Source organism: Catellatospora sp. NPDC049133, assembly GCF_040648455.1.
Classification (GTDB): Bacteria; Actinomycetota; Actinomycetes; order Mycobacteriales; family Micromonosporaceae; genus Catellatospora; species Catellatospora aurea.
The window spans coordinates 6,787-23,347 of sequence record NZ_JBEZDT010000006.1 but is presented as its reverse complement, the minus strand read 5'-3'; the positions used below and the strand labels follow the sequence as shown (position 1 = coordinate 23,347).

The 16,561-nt window shown below is 70.8% G+C and carries 12 protein-coding genes; 4 read left to right on the top strand and 8 right to left on the bottom strand.

Translation table 11 applies throughout. The annotated features are described in order from the left end of the window. Positions 1 to 2 precede the first annotated feature (2 nt). The 3 genes from AB0B35_RS08015 to AB0B35_RS08005 form a co-directional block, all read right to left on the bottom strand. Positions 3 to 1,271, bottom strand: coding sequence for a vanadium-dependent haloperoxidase (locus AB0B35_RS08015; RefSeq protein WP_361042226.1), 1,269 nt, complete (start codon positions 1,269 to 1,271; stop codon positions 3 to 5). A 204-nt stretch (positions 1,272 to 1,475) separates the two neighbouring features. After that, a complete protein-coding gene (locus AB0B35_RS08010; RefSeq protein ID WP_361042224.1) occupies positions 1,476 to 4,277 on the bottom strand; it encodes a glycoside hydrolase family 9 protein in 2,802 nt (933 codons plus the stop codon). Between the two features lie 514 nt (positions 4,278 to 4,791). Beyond that, positions 4,792 to 6,684 carry a cellulase family glycosylhydrolase gene (locus tag AB0B35_RS08005; protein ID WP_361042848.1) on the bottom strand — a complete coding sequence of 631 codons (1,893 nt, stop codon included), beginning with the start codon at positions 6,682 to 6,684 and terminating at the stop codon, positions 4,792 to 4,794. 388 nt (positions 6,685 to 7,072) lie between these two features. On the opposite strand from AB0B35_RS08005, the gene AB0B35_RS08000 reads away from it, so the two are divergent. The 3 genes from AB0B35_RS08000 to AB0B35_RS07990 all read left to right on the top strand — a co-directional run bounded on the left by AB0B35_RS08000 (position 7,073) and on the right by AB0B35_RS07990 (position 11,205). Continuing rightward, the gene (locus AB0B35_RS08000; protein WP_361042222.1) at positions 7,073 to 8,053 is read left to right on the top strand and encodes an aminoglycoside phosphotransferase family protein; all 981 of its coding nucleotides are present in this window, start codon (positions 7,073 to 7,075) and stop codon (positions 8,051 to 8,053) included. A gap of 78 nt (positions 8,054 to 8,131) precedes the next feature. Then, positions 8,132 to 9,790, top strand: a complete 1,659-nt coding sequence (locus tag AB0B35_RS07995; RefSeq protein ID WP_361042220.1) for an FAD-dependent oxidoreductase — start codon at positions 8,132 to 8,134, stop codon at positions 9,788 to 9,790. Then, the gene (locus AB0B35_RS07990; RefSeq protein ID WP_361042217.1) at positions 9,787 to 11,205 is read left to right on the top strand and encodes an ATP-binding protein; all 1,419 of its coding nucleotides are present in this window, start codon (positions 9,787 to 9,789) and stop codon (positions 11,203 to 11,205) included. Before AB0B35_RS07995 ends, AB0B35_RS07990 begins: the two co-directional genes overlap by 4 nt. 8 nt (positions 11,206 to 11,213) lie before the next feature. On the opposite strand, the gene AB0B35_RS07985 is transcribed toward AB0B35_RS07990, so the two are convergent. Both AB0B35_RS07985 and AB0B35_RS07980 read right to left on the bottom strand, forming a co-directional pair. Beyond that, complete coding sequence (locus AB0B35_RS07985; RefSeq protein ID WP_361042214.1) at positions 11,214 to 12,092, bottom strand: helix-turn-helix transcriptional regulator; 879 nt, start codon at positions 12,090 to 12,092, stop codon at positions 11,214 to 11,216. Between the two features lie 82 nt (positions 12,093 to 12,174). Continuing rightward, positions 12,175 to 12,408, bottom strand: a complete 234-nt coding sequence (locus AB0B35_RS07980) for a DUF397 domain-containing protein (protein ID WP_203698181.1) — start codon at positions 12,406 to 12,408, stop codon at positions 12,175 to 12,177. A 368-nt stretch (positions 12,409 to 12,776) separates the two neighbouring features. Here AB0B35_RS07980 and AB0B35_RS07975 point away from each other — a divergent pair, with 368 nt between their 5' ends. Further along, positions 12,777 to 13,040 (top strand): hypothetical protein, encoded by a 264-nt coding sequence (locus tag AB0B35_RS07975; RefSeq protein WP_360525437.1) that lies wholly within the window; start codon positions 12,777 to 12,779, stop codon positions 13,038 to 13,040. 77 nt (positions 13,041 to 13,117) lie between these two features. Here the strand turns inward: AB0B35_RS07975 and AB0B35_RS07970 are convergent, their stop codons facing one another. The 3 genes from AB0B35_RS07970 to AB0B35_RS07960 form a co-directional block, all read right to left on the bottom strand. After that, a complete protein-coding gene (locus tag AB0B35_RS07970) occupies positions 13,118 to 13,960 on the bottom strand; it encodes an SAM-dependent methyltransferase (protein ID WP_361042212.1) in 843 nt (280 codons plus the stop codon). Between the two features lie 87 nt (positions 13,961 to 14,047). Then, positions 14,048 to 15,412: a lysine N(6)-hydroxylase/L-ornithine N(5)-oxygenase family protein gene (locus tag AB0B35_RS07965; RefSeq protein ID WP_361042210.1), complete on the bottom strand. Its 1,365-nt coding sequence runs from the start codon at positions 15,410 to 15,412 to the stop codon at positions 14,048 to 14,050. 160 nt (positions 15,413 to 15,572) lie between these two features. After that, entirely contained in the window at positions 15,573 to 16,412 is an 840-nt protein-coding gene (locus AB0B35_RS07960; protein WP_361042207.1) for an NAD(P)-dependent oxidoreductase, read from the bottom strand. Between the last annotated feature and the right edge of the window lie 149 nt (positions 16,413 to 16,561).

Genomic DNA, 16,561 nt, shown 5'->3' with positions numbered 1-16,561 from the left:
GCTCAGGGCGCCGGCTGGAAGTAGTGCTTGGCACCGTAGAAGGCGACCTTCTTGCCGATGACCGCGCCGTGGTGGTCGGCGGTGCGGAAGTGGATGCCCGCCCACACCCGGGCGTCGATGATCTCCTTGCGGGCCTCGGAGAAGCGGGTGAAGCTGCGGGTGGTGCCGGTGACCGCGTTGAAGCCGGAGAAGGCGACCTGGTCGGTGCCGAAGAAGTCGGTCAGCGCGTAGGACCAGGCGGAGATGTTGCAGGAGTGCCCGGACGAGTGCTCGTACCAGGGCGGGGTGTCCAGCAGCGGAACCCAGGACGGGTCGGGGTCGGTGGCCGGGTTGCCGTCGTTCGCGGCCTCGTGGATCGCGGTGACCGGCCGCCAGGACTTCCAGTGCGCCTTGTCGTTGTGGCAGGCGATGACGGCGTCCGCGGTGGACATGCCGACCTGGGCGAACAGGCGGGCGCTGTCGGCGGCGGACAGGTTGTGGCCGGTGGCCAGCGCGCGCAGCATCGCCTCCTGCGGCACCGCGGCCCACCAGCGGGCGGCGTCGGTCTGGTCCGCGGTGCGCGTGGTACTGGTCCGTGAACCGACCGACTTGACCTCGTTGAAGTCCTCGGTGTAATCCGCACTGGTCAATGCGTTGGGGCCGTCCGAGCGCAGTGCCGCGACGTCGGGGACCAGGAACGGTTTCACGTTGCCCGCCCAGGGCGCCGGGTCGATCGCGAACGCGGGCGGCGTGGGCCGCCACTGGCCCGGCTCGGTGCCGATGACCACGTCGGCCGGGCCGCCGCGCCCGTCGCCGGTGCGCGCCGTGATCATCGCGGTCGCGGCCTGCTCGCCGTCGGTGATGCCGCCCAGCTTGGCGGGCCCGTCGGGCACGGCCGCGAGCGCGGCGTCGTACTTGGTCTGCAACGCCGCCGACTGGGCCGGGAACAGGTGCTTCAGCAAACGGAACGCGGCGGTGGCCGCGGCGGCGTCCACCGAGTCGCCGGGCTGGGCTTCGACCTGCACCAGGTACGGCCGGTGGGTGCGGGTGATGCCGTTGACCGCGTCGTAGACGGCGCCGTGCACCATGGCGCGGTTGATCAGGGCGACGTGCGGCACGAAGGGGCCGGCGTTGCGGATCGTGTCCTCGGTGTGCTGGTTCCACACCACGACCGCGTTGGCCGCGGACAGCACGGCCGCGGGCGCGCCGACGGGGGCGAGGGCCGCGGTCGCGGCGGCGAGGACGGTGAGGACGGTGAGGACTGCGCCGGTACGGCGGGCTCGGAGCCGCATGAACACTCCCGAGGGCACGTGCCCGCCCCGGATGGGCCGGCAGCAACGTGTCCATTGTGCGGGGTTGTGACCGGAAAACGAACGGGCCGCACCGGTGATTCACCGGAAAGATGCAGGTCAGCGGCCTTCGTCGGGCGCAGTGCACGGACCGGCGAACGCAGGTGCCCGGGGCTCCCCTGGCGGGGGGAGCCCCGGGCGGACCGGTCACGCGGGCGGGGTGCCCCAGGAGAGCACGCCGCTGACGTATCCGGGGATGGTGGGCGCGTCCGCGAACGCCGTGTTGGCGCCCCGGCTGTAGTCACCGACCTCGTTGAACGGGCTCCAGTCGGCCTTGTGCAGGCGCAGCTGGATCTCCCCGGTCGACGCGCCCGCGGCGAGCGTGCCGCCGGTGAACGCGACCTCGACGTAGGTGTCCGCCCCGGCGACCGGGGTGGCCAGGTTCACCACGGTGGTGCGCACGTTCGCGCAGCCGAGCTGGGCCCAGTCGCAGTACGCCGTCACACCCGCCGACCCGTCACGGGTCAGGTAGTAGCGGGCGGTGACCGTGCTCAGCCCGGTCGCGGACGTGCCGCTGTTGACGACCTGGAGCCCGAACCGGATCGAGTTGTCGGTCGGCGAGCCGTCGTTGTTCCTGTACCGCACGGTCAGCCCGCCCCCGGCAGGTGGCGCGGACGTGGTCGCGGTGATCGGACCGGACCACGCCGAGGCGTCACCGGCGGCGTTGCGGGCCTGCACGGTGTACGTGTACGCCGTGCTCGGGCTCAGCCCGGTGTCGGTGTACGACGTGCCCGTCACCACGGCGACCTGCACGCTGCCGCGCCGCACCGCGTAGCTCACGGCCGTCTGCACCGCGTCCCAGGCGATGGTGACCGAGTCGCTGCCCGTCGCGGTGACCCGCAGGTTCGCCGGTGTCGCGGGCGGCACCACGTCGCCGCCCTGAGTCGTCCCGGTCACCGTCGACGATGCCGTCGAGACGTTGCCGCCCGCGTCGCGCGCACGCACCGTGTACGTGTACGCCGTGGACGGGGTAAGACCGGTGTCGGTATAGGAGGTGCCGGTCGGGGCGCCCACCTTGACCGTGCCGCGGTACACGTCGTAGCCGACGACCCCGACGTTGTCGGTGGACGCGTCCCAGGCCAGCGAGATCGAGGTCGCCGACGTGCCGGTGACCCGTGGGTTGCCCGGCACGGTCGGCGGCGTGACGTCCACCGGCGGCGTGCCGCCGGTCAGGTCGGCCGTGTTGCGATCGAGGTGGGTGGCCACCCAGACCAGCGGGGCGTTCCAGTTGACCGTGTTCTCCTTGGAGCCCCACGCGTCGGGCGCGGTGTTCTTGCCCGCGTACGACTTGGCCGCCGGCCGGCCGGTGGGCGTGGCCGGGTCGTTGATCAGCTCGTTGTTCGGCCCGCCGGCCAGCCAGCCCTTCGGGTACGCGATCCCTGGATACTTCCCCCACGCCCAGCGGTCGTGCAGGTCGGTCTCGGCGTATTCGCCGTAGCCGGTGACGTACGACAGGCGCATCGCGTTGTTGCCCATCAGGTAGTCCATGGCCCGGTTCATCGCCTTGAGGTAGGTCAGGCTGCCGGAGTCGTCATAGGCCACCCCGAGCACCAGCATCCGGTTGGCGATGAACGAGTTCGAGCCCCACGGGTACGCCGACGCGCCGCCGATCAGCGACGGATAGCCCTCGCCCCGCAGCGTCGTGACGATCTGGTCCGCGAAGGAGCGCACGTTGCCGCGCATCGTGGCCAGGTCCGCGGCGGGTAGGTCGTTGGTCACGCTGACCAGCGACAGGGTGCCGGTCGCGGCGACCTCGGCCCAGTCGAACTGCCCCATCTCCCGGTAGTGCGGCGAGCCGGTCACCGCGGTGCGGTAGCCGGACACGGCCGAGTCGCCGCGCTTGAGCGCGGTCAGGTACAGCTCGGCGGCGGCCGCGTACCGGTCGTCGCTGTTCTTCGTGTCGCCGTAGTCGCCGCCGCCCTCGGCGTCGGAGGTCGTGTTGTAGTCCACGTTCGGCTGCGCCTCGGCCCTGGTCCAGGCGTCCCTGGCGATGCCCCACAGCGTCGCCGCCCGCGACGCGTCGTACGGCGCCAGCACCCGCGCGAGCTGCGCGTTGGTCCGCGCCACCGCGTACGTGGCGTTCGTCGACGGCCCCATCGCCGAGCGGGCCAGCCCGTTCTCGGCGTCGACCGAGGTCACCGGGAACGCGCTCCAGGCGTGGTTGTGCACCTTGTGCGAGGCCAGGCCGGTCGAGGGCAGCAGGCCCGCCATCCAGCGCGAGCCGAACTCGACCTCGTCCAGGATGTCCGGCCGCCCGTTGGCCCGCTCCGGGATCGGCAGCGACCCGTCGCCGTACGCGGCCGGCTCCCGCTCCAGCAGGTTGAGCAGCGTCCACGCGGACACCGCGTGGTTGACCGCGTAGATGCCGAAGTCGCCGGCGTCGGCCCAGGAGTAGCGCACGTTCAGCCGCTGGCTGCCGCACCAGCTGTTGTAGCAGGGCACCGACTCGTCGCCGGGGTGCAGGGCGGCGTGGGCGTGCCCGCTGTTCTGCAGGAACTGGCCGTCGACGGCGGCGCCCATGCGGTGGAAGTAGAAGTACTGCATCGCCTCGCGGCCCAGGGCCGGGTAGAGCGAGGACGCCGAGATCGTGAACGGCACGCTGGTGCCGACGCCGTCGACCCACAGCACGTAGTCGCCCGGTGTGCTCAGGGCGCTGAAGTCGGCCTGCTGCACGGTGTCGCCGGAGGCGCGGTCGCTGCCGTACACGGTGGTGGCGCCGGAGGCGACGGTCGCGCCGCCGGAAGCCTGGCGCACCTGCCAGGCACGCGCGCCGCCGGTGGCGACCACCGTGGCGATCTTGTCCGCGCCGGTGAGGTAGCCGATCTGGTTGACCCGGACCGGGCTGGTGTCGAAGTCGGCCGCCGCGGGCGCGGCGGGCAGCGGAAGCAGAACGGCGGCGGTCGCGGCGGCGAGCACCAGGCGCAGCCGCCGGGACAGGGGACGTTTCATCGCATGCCTCCGTGGATACTCCGGCATCCAGGCCGGAGAGGAAACGGATCCCCTGCGGAGCAGGGCAGGAAAAGCCGGTTCGCCGTCAGGGCGAATCCGGCGTCCACCGGCGTCACAGAAGGGAACAGGTGTGCTAATTTGTTGTGGCCTGGTCGGCGAAAACCAAGCTGGCCGGGCCTACCGCCGGGCTGGCGGGAAGTCAGGTCTGTGGAGCCTGTGTAAGACCGATGGGCGGTACACCGTCCCTTGCTGGTAACCCAGGTCGGCAACGGGCTGTGAAGCAGAAAGTTCCACCCGCGAGGGTCGAATACCCCTGCTTCAGCTGGGGGAGATGTCAACGGTGACTCCAGTGATCGGCTGGACGGTCGGCGCCCGCGGAACGCGCCGGGAGGACGCGCGCTCCGCGGGCCGGGCGGCCCGGCCGGACCCCGGATCAGGGGCGGACCGGCCGGGCCGCGTCATACTGCGGGACCGGCCGGCAGCGGAGAGGGGTCCGCCGCCGGCCGGTCGACGATCACGGAACAGCCAGGGCGCAGCTGGTCACGGTGACCGTGCCGGTGCCGTTGGCCACGAACCCGAAGGACGTGCTCGCCGACGGGGCCAGCGTGCCGTTGTGCGGCGCGTTGGTGACGGTGCTGCCGGTCCGGTTGCCGTTCCACAGGTTGGCGATGGTCAGCGTGCTGGGGATGTTCAGCACGACGGACCAGGCGGCCGACGTCATGGTGCTGGTGTTCTTGACGGTCACCTCCGCCTGCATGCCGCCCTGCCAGGAGCCGGTCACCAGCAGGGTGGCCGTGCAGCCGCTGCCGCCACCGCCGCCCCCGGACGTGGTGCCGGTGACCGCTGCCGAGGCCGCCGACACGTTGCCCGCGGCGTCCCTGGCCCGCACCGTGTACTGGTACGCGGTCGACGCGGCCAGCCCGGTGTCGGTGTAGGTGCGCCCGGAGACCGTGGCGACCTTGGTCCCGGCGCGGTAGACCTCGTACGCCGTCACGCCGACGTTGTCGGTGGCCGCGCCCCAGGTCAGCGACACCGAGCTGCTGGTGACGCCGGTGACCGACGGGTTGCCGGGCGCGGACGGGGCGATGGTGTCGCCGCCGGTGCCTCCGCCGCCGTACACGTCGGCGAGGTTGTAGCCGGTGGTGCTGGTCGCGCCGCCGAGCCGGACCTGGTGGTCGAGGCTGACGAACTTGCCCTGGTGCTGCCACAGCGCCGGCTTGAGCAGGTTGTACTTGGTGGTGTCCCAGGTGGCCCAGTCGTCGAGCAGCAGGCCACCGGTGTCGCCGGAGTTCGGGTTGAGCACCCAGAACGTCTGGTGCAGGCGGTACTGCACGATCAGGTCACGCAGGGCGGTCATCCACTTGTCCTGGCGGGCGTCCTGGGCGAGCCGGCCGCCCCACTCGCCGATCAGCAGCGGCGCGATGCCGTCCTCGTGGATGTAGAACCAGTTCGGCCGCCACACGTCGTTGGTCAGCGAGGTCTTGTCGAACGTGCCCTGGAACCACGGCTGCTCGTAGACCAGCGGGCCGTAGTCGTGCGGGGAGTACATCAGCTGGTCCTGGTTGGCCCCGAGGTTGATCGGGTAGTCGCGCACGCCGCGCAGGTTGCCGCCCCACCAGTTGTAGAAGTAGTTCGGCGACAGGTCCGGGTCGGTGTTCGGGGAGCTCCAGGTCTCACCGGGACGCGGGTAGACCTCGATGCCCTCGCACAGGATCAGCACGTTGGGGTTGATCGCCAGGATGCGCTTGCCCGCGGTCTCGCAGGTGTACTTGAAGTTGTCCTGGTCGGTGCTGTTGTCCCACTTGGCCCGCGGCGGGGAGTTCGGGGTGCCGTGCGGCTCGTTCTTGATGTCCATCGCGACGATGGTGTCGTTGTTCTTGTACCGGTTGGTCACCCACTCCCACGCCTGGTAGAACTGCTCGACCGTGATCGAGCCCTTCCACCACACCGGGTGGATGTGGCCGGAGTTGTCCGCCTCCGCGCTGTGCACGTCGAGCATGACCTTGATGCCGTACTGCTCGCACAGCTGCAGCCAGTAGTCCCAGATCTGCAGGTTGTTCTTGCCGGCCAGCTCGGGGTTGGCGTACGTGTTCACGTTGGGCGCGGCGACCGTCTGGCCGTTCTTCCACTCCAGCAGCAGCTGGGTGGAGATCGGCACGCGGACCAGGTTGATGCCGCGGTCGGCCATGCCCTTGGTGATGGTGGTGATGTTGCCCGACCACAGGCCGTGGAAGACCCGCTCGGAGGCGTTGAAGCCGAACCAGTTGACGCCGGTCAGCCACACCTCGTTGCCGGCCTCGTCGACGACCTTGTTGCCCTGGACGTGCAGCCAGTCCTTCTCCGGCACCGCGGCGGAGGCGGTGGTCGGAGCGAGCACGGCCGCGCCGGCCGCCAGCATGGTGGCCATCGTGGCCAGCACGAGGGGGATGCGCAGTCGTCTGCGTATCCCCGCCTTCGGAGTGAGTGCCATGAGAACCTCCCGGAAGCGGTGGTGCGGCGGTGATCGGTGGCCGCCGCAGGTCGGGAGCGCTCCCAGCCACGGCCGGACAGAACCCGCGCCCCCGGCGGGCACCGGGGGTGGCACAGGCGTCCCGCCGAGGCGGGCCACCCGCTTCCCGCCCCTGTCGCCGACCATCCGAGATGGACCATACATCGACGACAGTGAACGGGAGCGCTCCCATTTGTGTTGGAGCGTAAGGCTCCCGAAACCCGGACGCAACAGTTTGCGTCAATCCCTGCCGCCGCCGTCTCCGACGGCCTTGCTTCTGGAAGCGCTCTCCCACCATGATCGGCCCATGCGCAGCATCACCAAGCCCGTGCTGTCCGAAGCCGACATCGCCGCCCTGATCCGGCGGACCCTGGGCGAGCACGCCCTCGTCGAAGGGCACGAGGAGTTCACCGACGGCTTCTTCAACGCCGCCCACGCCGTACGCCTGGCCGACGGCCGCGAGGTGGTGCTGAAGGTCGCGCCGGACCGGGGCATCACGATGCTGACCTACGAGGTCGACCTGATGTTCACCGAGATCGAGTTCTTCGAGCGGGCCGCCGCGGCGGGCGTGCCGCTGCCGCGGATGTGGCACGCCGACGCCGAGAGCGGCGTCATGGTCATGGAACGGCTGCGCGGCGTCTCCTTCGAGCAGGCCAAGCAGACCATGTCCGACGAGCACGTGCTCGCGGTGCGCCACGAGCTGGGCCGTATCGCCGCAGCCGTCACCGCCGTCACCGGCGAGCGCTTCGGCTACCCGCGCCGCGACGGGCGCACCCGCTCGGCGTCCTGGCGGGAGTCGTTCCTGCACTTCGTCGACGACATCCTGGCCGACGCGACGGCCACCGAGCGGCCGCTGCCCCGGCCCGCCGGAGAGATCCGCGAGCTGGTCGTACGGCACGCGGCGCTGCTCGACGCGGTGACCGTGCCCGCACTGGTCCACTTCGACCTGTGGGACGGCAACGTGTTCGTGCTGGCCGACGGCGACGGCTGGCGGGTCGAGGCCGTCATCGACGGCGAGCGGGCCTTCTACGGCGACCCGATCGCCGAACTGGTCTCACTGGCGACGTGGGTCCCGGAGGACCAGGCCGCGGCCGCGATCGGCGGCTTCCTCGGCCGGCCGCTGACCGCCGACGAGCAGACCCGCCTCACCCTGTACCGGATCTACCTGTGGTTGATCCTGGTCGCCGAGACGGCCGTGCGCGGCTACCCGGAGAAGGAGAACGCCGAACTGCTCGCCACGGCCGGTGGACAGCTCGCCGCGGACCTCGACCGGCTCGCGGCGGCATGAAAGTTACAGGCGTGACCGGTGATGCGCTTGTGATCACGATGCCATGGAAAGGGCCCGCGAAGGTGTTTGATAGGTGACATGAGCACTCCGGCGATCCTGACCGTGGACGACGACCCGAACGTCTCCCGCGCGGTGGCGCGCGACCTGCGCCGGCATTACGGCGAGAACTACCGGGTGGTGCGGGCGAGTTCGGGCAGCGAGGCCCTCGACGCGCTGCGCGAGCTGAAACTGCGCGGGCAGCAGGTCGCCGTGCTGCTGGCCGACTACCGGATGCCGCAGATGAACGGCATCGAGTTCCTGGAATCGGCGATGGACCTCTACCCGCGGGCGCGGCGGGTGCTGCTGACCGCGTACGCCGACACCGACGCGGCGATCAACGCTATCAACCTGGTCGACCTGGACCACTACCTGCTCAAGCCGTGGAACCCGCCGGAGGAGCACCTCTACCCCGTCGTGGACGACCTGCTGCAGTCCTGGCTGGCGACCCCGGATGCGGCCACCGCCGAGCTGCGCGTGGTCGGCCACCGCTGGTCCGCGCACTCCTACAAGATTCGCGACTTCCTCGCCCGCAACCTGGTCCCGTTCCGCTGGTACGTCGCCGACGACCCCGAAGGCGCCCGCCTGCTGGCCGCGGCCGGGCTGACCGCCGACGACGTGCCGCTCGTGGTGACCGCCGAGGGCAAGACCCTGGTCCAGCCCAACGAGGCGGAGCTGGCCGGAAACATCGGCCTGACCACCACCCCGGCCGCCGACTTCTACGACGTGATCGTCGTCGGAGCGGGCCCTGCCGGACTCGGCTCGGCCGTGTACGCCGCCTCCGAGGGCCTGCGCACCGTGCTCGTCGAGCGCCGCGCCACCGGCGGGCAGGCCGGGCAGAGCAGCCGCATCGAGAACTACCTCGGCTTCCCCGACGGCGTCTCCGGCGCGCAGCTCACCGAGCGGGCCCGCCGCCAGGCGCTGAAGTTCGGCGCGGAACTGCTCTCGGCCCGCGAGGTCACCTCCCTGGAGACCTGCGGCTCGGCCCGGGTCGTGCACTTCGCCGACGGCAGCCGCATCGCCGCGCACGCCGTGGTCCTGGCCACCGGCGTGTCATACCGGATGCTCGACGTGCCCGGCTGCGCCGACCTGACCGGCCGCGGCGTGTACTACGGCTCGGCCGCCACCGAGGCGCCCGGCTGCCAGGACCAGGACGTCTACATCGTCGGCGGGGCGAACTCGGCCGGCCAGGCCGCCGTCTACTTCTCCCGGTACGCCAGCCGCGTGCACATGCTGATCCGCGGCGAGGACCTGCGCCGCTCCATGTCGCGATACCTGATCGACCAGATCGAGGCGATCGAGAACATCACCGTGCACCCGTACACCCAGGTCAAAGAAGGTGGTGGCGACGACCACCTGGAGCACCTCACCCTGGTCGACACCCGCACGAACGAAGAGACCCGGGTCGACGCGTCCTGGCTGTTCATCTTCATCGGCGCGGAGCCGGGCACCGACTGGCTGGACGGCGTGCTGGCCCGCGACGAGCACGGCTTCGTGCTGACCGGGCCCGACCTGCTCAGCGGCGGCAAGCGCCCGACCGGGTGGCGCCTGGACCGCGACCCCTACCACCTGGAAGCCAGCGTGCCGGGCGTGTTCGCCGCCGGTGACGTGCGGTCCGACTCGGTCAAGCGCGTCGCCTCCGCCGTCGGCGAGGGCGCCATGGCCATCTCACTCGTACACCGTTATTTGGAGGGGCAGTGACCATCGAACTCACCCCCGCGCTGCTACGCGAGCTGTTCCTGTTCGAATCGCTCAGCGACGACCAGCTCGCCTGGCTGGCCGAGCACGGCCGCATCGAATGCATCCCCGCCGGTCCCGTCTTCGCCGAGGGCGACGAGGCCAGCTGCTTCTACGTGCTGCTGTCGGGCACCGTCGCGCTCAGCCGCCAGGTGCACGGCGACAGCATCGAGGTCAGCCGCACCGACCAGCGCGGCGTGTACGCCGGAGCCACCCAGGCCTACCTCGGCGACCGGGTCCCGCAGAAGTACGTCCACTCCCTGCTCGCGGTCAGCGACACCGAGTTCTTCGTGCTGCCCGCCGACGACTTCGGCACCGTCATGCGCGAGTGGTTCCCGATGGCGATGCACCTGCTTGAGGGCCTGTTCTTCGGCATGCGCAGCATGCAGACCCTGGTCGGCGAGCGCGAACGCCTGCTGGCCCTGGGCTCGCTGTCGGCCGGGCTCACCCACGAGCTGAACAACCCGGCCGCCGCGGCGGTCCGGGCCACCTCCGTGCTGCGCCAGCGCGTCGCCGGGATGCGGCACAAACTGTCGCTGATCGCCGACGGGCGGCTCGACGGCACCCGGCTGCGCCAGCTCGTCGACCTGCAGGAGGAGGCCGTCAAGCGGATCGACGGCGCGGCCCAGCTCACCCCCGTGCAGACGGCCGACGCCGAGGACGCGCTGGCCGACTGGCTGGAGGAGCGCGACATCACCGGCGCGTGGGACATCGCCCCGACCCTGGTCGCGGGCGGCGTCGACGAGGAGTGGCTGGAGCAGGTGTCCGACACGGTCGGCGCGGAGAACTTCGAATCCGCGGTGCGCTGGTTGACCTACACCCTGGAGACCGAGCTGCTGATGGGCGAGATCGACGACTCGGTCACCCGCATCTCCGGCCTGGTCGCCGCCGCCAAGCAGTACTCGCAACTGGACCGCGCGCCGTATCAGGAGGTGGACGTCAACGAGCTGGTCAAGGCGACGCTGGCCATGTTCGCCGGGAAGGTCACCAAGGACCTGACCGTGGTCAAGGAGCTGGACCGGACCCTGCCGAAGATCCCCGCGTACGCCGCCGAGCTGAACCAGGTGTGGACCAACCTGATCGACAACGCGCTCGGCGCGATGCGCGGCTCCGGCACGCTGACCGTCCGCACCGGCCGGGACAACAACTGCGTGTTCGTGGAGATCGGCGACACCGGCCCCGGTATCGACCCGGCGATCCGGCCGCGCATCTTCGAGCCGTTCTTCACCACCAAGCCGGTCGGCGAGGGCACCGGCCTGGGCCTGGACATCTCGTACCGGATCGTGGTCAACAAGCACCACGGCGACATCCGGGTCGAGTCCCAGCCCGGCGACACCCGCTTCCGGGTGGTGCTGCCGATCGAACCGCCCGCCGAGTAGCCGCCCGGCTAGTCGAGGTCGCGCAGGATGCCCTCCAGGATCGCGGGGGTGTCCTGCGGCGGCGAGGCGTCGACGCACAGCTGCTCCATGACGGTGACGTACTGCTCGACGTCCTCACGCTTGTCGAGGTAGAGCGCGCTGGTCAGCTGCTGCAGGTAGACCACGTCGGGCAGGTCGTGGTCGGGAAAGCGCAGCAGCGAGAACGCGCCGCTGCTGAAGGCGTGGCCGCCCTTGGCGAACGTCATCACCTGCAGGGTCACCGTAGGCAGCTTCGCCGCCTTCAGCAGCGCCTCGATCTGCCCGCGCATCACCGAGCGCCCGCCCACCGGCCGGCGCAGCGCCGCCTCGTCGACCACGGCCCACAGGCGCGGCGGGTTCTGCCGGTACAGGATCTGCTGGCGGGTCATCCGCAGCTCGACCCGGCGGCTCACCTCGGGCTCCGGCTTGCCGCCGTGGCCGAGCATGATGACGGCACGGGCGTACTCGGCGGTCTGCAGCAGACCGGGCACGAACTGCACCTCGTAGGTCCGGATGATCTGCGCGGCGGATTCCAGGCCCAGATAGGACTGGAACCACGCCGGGTAGACGTCGCCGTACTGGTGCCACCAGCCCGGCTCGTTGGCCTGCCGGGCCAGGGCGGCCATCGCCTCCCGCTCGGCCTCGTCGGTCACCCCGTAATAGGTGAGCAGGTCGGCGACGTCACGCTCCTTGAAGCCGACCCGGCCCAGCTCCATCCGGCTGATCTTCGATTCCGAGGCCCGGATCTGCCAGCCCGCGTCCTCCCGGCTGATGCCGCGGGACTCCCGCAACCGCCGCAGCTGCGCCCCGAGCAGCATGCGCAGCACGGTAGGACCGCCGCCCGACCCACTCTCCGGGTCTGCCGCCATACGTGCGCCCTCCGCCTGCCCGCCCGCCAGCACTACTGCGCATACTGTCGCAAAGCGCGGGCGCACTGTCGAGGATCAACGGTCAAGAAAGTAGATCGTCGAAGTCGCCGTCGTACACACCCAGCAGAAACGCGTTCATCTCCGCCCTCGTGTAGAGCAGCACCGGCCCCAGCGGGTCCCGCGAATGGCGTAGCGCGAAACCCGACCCCCCGGGCAGCCGGCCGATCTCGACACAGTTCCCGTCAGCTCCACTGCGCACGCTCTTGCGCCACGCGATCGCGGCGAGCTCCGGTGCCCCGCCGTGGATGTGCGTCATCGCGATCCTCCGCCCCCAGAGAGAAGACACGCCGCCGCGTGCAGATGACACGATCATCTGCACGTGCATCAGCGCTTGCTTTTGCACAGGATAGCCGTGCATCATGGGGTCGGCTAAGCGAACACAGTCAATGGAAGCGCTACCGTTTGCCACCCGAACGGCTGGCGCTACCCCCTCCACCTGGGCAGACGGCACGGACCCCTCCCGGACCGGCAGGCTCAGCCTTCTCGGGATGCGGCTACCTCCCGGGCGCGTCGCGCTACGCGGTGTGACCGAAGGCGGCCTAGTCCACGGACGTGGGGAGTCGCCGGCACACGCGGCACGAGCCACGTCGGAATGTTCCGGCCCCACAGGAGGACTCCCGATCCATGGCACCACCGAAGACACACCCCGACGAGCGGACCGTGGCGGACGTCGTACCCACCGACGCGTACGCGCCCCACGACCGGGTCTGGGTGTACCGCGACGGCCAGTGGCGCGCCGGCATCGTCTACGACGCCAGCAGCCACGCCGCGACCGTCATCTGCTGCTCCTCGACCGCCCGCGGCACGGAGGTCGAGATCAGAACCGCACGCTACGTGGCCCGGCGCGACCTCATCGACCTGTCGATCGACGCGCTGAGCTACGTCTGACCCTCCTCAGGTCACCGCGGGGCGGGAGCGGACAACGGTGCGAGTTGTCCGCTCCCGCCCCGCGGCGGGTCTGCGGGTCAGCGTTTGCGGGCCATGCCCGCCCAGTAGAACGCGCCGTTCGGGTCTTCGGGCTCGGTCTCCGGGTGCCAGGCCATCACCGGCACGACACCCGGCTCGACCAGGTCCCAGCCCTCGAAGAACCGGGCCACGTCCACCTTCGTCCGCGGAATGACCGTCATGCCGCCGCGCTCGGCCGAGGAGCGAATGGCCTCCATCGCCTCCTCGTCGAACTCCCGGCCGGGGTGGGTGATGGTGAGGTAGCTGCCCGACGGCAGCGCGTCCATCAGCTCGCGGGTGTGGCCCCACGGGTCCTCGTCGTCCTTGAGCAGCATCAGCACCGCGACCATCATGAGCGCCACCGGCTTGCCCAGGTCGAGCGTGCTCAGCAGCGCCGGGTCGGACAGGATCTCCTGCGGCTTGCGCAGGTCGGCGTGGATGTACTCGCTGCGGCCCTCTTCCGAGCTGACCAGCAGCGCCCGCGCGTGGGCCAGCACGATCGGGTCGTTGTCCACGTAGACCACGCGGGTCTCCGGGGCGATGGCCTGCGCGTCCTCGTGCAGGTTGGGCCGGGTCGGGATGCCGGTGCCGATGTCGAGGAACTGCCGGATGCCCGCGTCGGCGACCAGGTGCTTCACCGCGCGGCCGAGGAACTTCCGGTTCTCCTTGGCCATCGTCTTGATGGTGGGGATCGCCTGGATGAACGCGTCACCCATGGCCCGGTCCGCGGCGAAGTTGTCCTTGCCGCCCAGCCACCAGTCGTACATCCGTGCCGAGTGCGGTGTGCTCGTGTCGACGCCCGGAGGCGCGACCTCCTCGCCACCCGCACCCGGACCGCCGCCCTGCGACACTGACGCCTCCATTGACCGTCGTGGTATGCAGCGGAAGCATAGACCCGCACCGTCCGGTCAGGCCACACCCAGCGCCACGGAAGTGCTACGCACAGATCATCACAGTGCCCCACCCAGGACGGCAGGTTGCGCCGCGGCCGCTCGCGGGCGGGTGATCAGCGCCGGCACCTCTGCGGTGAGCGTCGCCGCCGGACCGTCGCGGCGGTCGAGAACGGACTGAAGGATCTCCCCCGCCCGCACCGCGGTCGCCGACAGCAGCGACGACGTGATGCCGTGCGAGTGCTCCGTGCCGCCCTGCAGGTAGACGCCGCAGGCCAGATCGGGCCCGGCGGACAGCCGGTAGTCGCGCCCGGCGACCAGCCGGCCGTCGCCGTCGCGGCGCAGGTGCCCGGCGAGGTCACCGAGCAGGCCCGACGGATCGGCCTGGCGGTAGCCGGTGGCGCACACCAGGATGTCCGCGTCCAGCGCCGTCAGCTCTCCCGTGAGCAGCGAGGACACCTCGACGTGGACTCGGTCGCCGTCGTCGCGCACGCCGGTCAGCCGGCTCGCGTTGAGGATGCGCAACCGCTCCTGGCCGAGCACCTTCTCCTGGTATACGCGCCGGTAGAGGTCGTTGATGAGGTCGAGGTCGACGACCGAGTAGTTGGTGCTGCGGTGGTAGTCCAGCAGCAGCTGCTTGGTCTGCGGCGGCGCGGTGTAGAAGTCGTCGACCGCGCCCGGGTCGAAGATGCGGTTGGCGAACGGGCTGTCGTCGGCGGGGCTGTAGCCGTACCGGGAGAACAACGCGCAGACCTCGGCCCCGGGGAAGCGCTCGTGCAGGAACGCGGTCGCCTCGGCCGCGCTCTGGCCCGCGCCGACCACCACGAACCGCTTCGCGCCGGACCACTGCCCGACCTGGTGCAGCAGGTCCTGGGTGTGCCAGACCCGCGCCGACGGGGTGACGCCGTCGGGCAGCCGCGGGGACAGGCCGGTCGCGAACACGACGTTGCGGGCGCGAAGCGCCGTCGCCGTGCGCGGGCCCTGGGCCACCACCATCAGGTGGTCGGCGCGGCCGCGCTCGTACACCGGGTGCACGTCGACGACCTCGTGGCCGTAGCGGACCATGCCGCCGACCTGCGCCGCCGCCCATTCCAGGTAGTCGTGGAACTCCACCCGCAGCGGGTACAGGCTCTTGTGGTTGATGAAGTCGATCAGGCGGCCGCGGCTGTGCAGGTAGCACAGGAAGCTGAACCGGCTCGCCGGGTTGCGCAGGGTGACCAGGTCTTTCATGAACGAGACCTGCATGGTGGCGTCGTCGAGCAGCATGCCGCGGTGCCACCCGAAGGCCGCCTGCCGCTCCAGGAAGACCGCGCTGACCGGAGCGGGACTCTCCGCGGCGGCGATGGCCAGGGCCAGGTTGGACGGACCGAATCCCACGCCCACGATGTCATGGACGACGTCCCCGCCAAACGATTGTTCTGTCATTGCGGTTCCGTTCCTAAGCATCGCCGGCGAGCCTCCTCGCCAGCACTTAGGTTAGGCTAACCTACGTCATTCGGCTTGCCAATACGGGGCCGCTTTCAGCGCAGGTCGTGAATGGAATTCTCATCCATGGCGATGAATTAGGCAAGGCATACCTATGAAGTCAGGCGTAGAGGTGCTCCGGGACCAGGCCCAGCAGGCGGCCGGACAGGGCCAGGTCGAACGGCACGGTCCGGCCCGGGAACTCCACCCGCCGCGGCACCCCCGGGTGGAACCGGTCGAGCAGTTCCTCGGTCGGCAGCGCCGCCAGCGTGATCGGGGCGGCCACGTAGATCTCGTGCGCACCGGACAACGGGCGGGTCAGCGCCAGCCAGTTCGCCGTCGCCGCGTCGCGGTCCTCCAGGTAGGCCCACAGCGACCTGGCCCCCTGCACCGGGTCGGCGCGGTAGTGCGAGGCGAACGTGGGCAGGCGCTCGGTCAGGCCGCCGAGCAGCGGGAAGCGCAGCGTCACCACGGTCATGCCGTAGCGGCGGGCCATCATCTGCCCGATCTGCTCGTCGACCTGCTTGCTCAGCGCGTACGGGTCCGCCGCCAGCAGCGGATGCGCCTCGTCGACAGGCAGGTACAGCGGCGCGATCGGCTCCGGCGACCAGGCGAAACCGAGCGCGGACTGGCTGCCGGCCAGCACCGCCCGGGTCACCCCCGCTTGCGCAGCCTGCTCCAGCACCACGAACGTGCTGCGGGTGTTCCCGCAGAACACCTCCTCGGCCGTGCCGAGCGTCGGCGCGGGAATCGCGGCGCAGTGCACGACCGCGTCCACGCCCGACAGCGCCTCCCGGACCACCGCCACGTCGCCCGTGTCGCCCACCACGACCCGCGCGGCCGGCAGCTCGCCGGGATCGTGCAGGTCGAGCGCCGTGGCGGCCACCCCCTCCCGGGCGAGCAGGTCCAGTGTCGCCCGGCCGAGCCGCCCCGCGGCCCCGGTCACCAACACGTGCCTCACCGACGCCACCGGCCGACCTCGCTGTGCATCTTCACCACACCGTTCTACCCGCCCCCCTCCCCCGCCTCACCCCCGGCTCCCGAAACGGATCTAGAAGAGTTGTGGGGGGGGGGGGGGGGGCGACGACTAGGAAAATAGGGGGAGAGAGG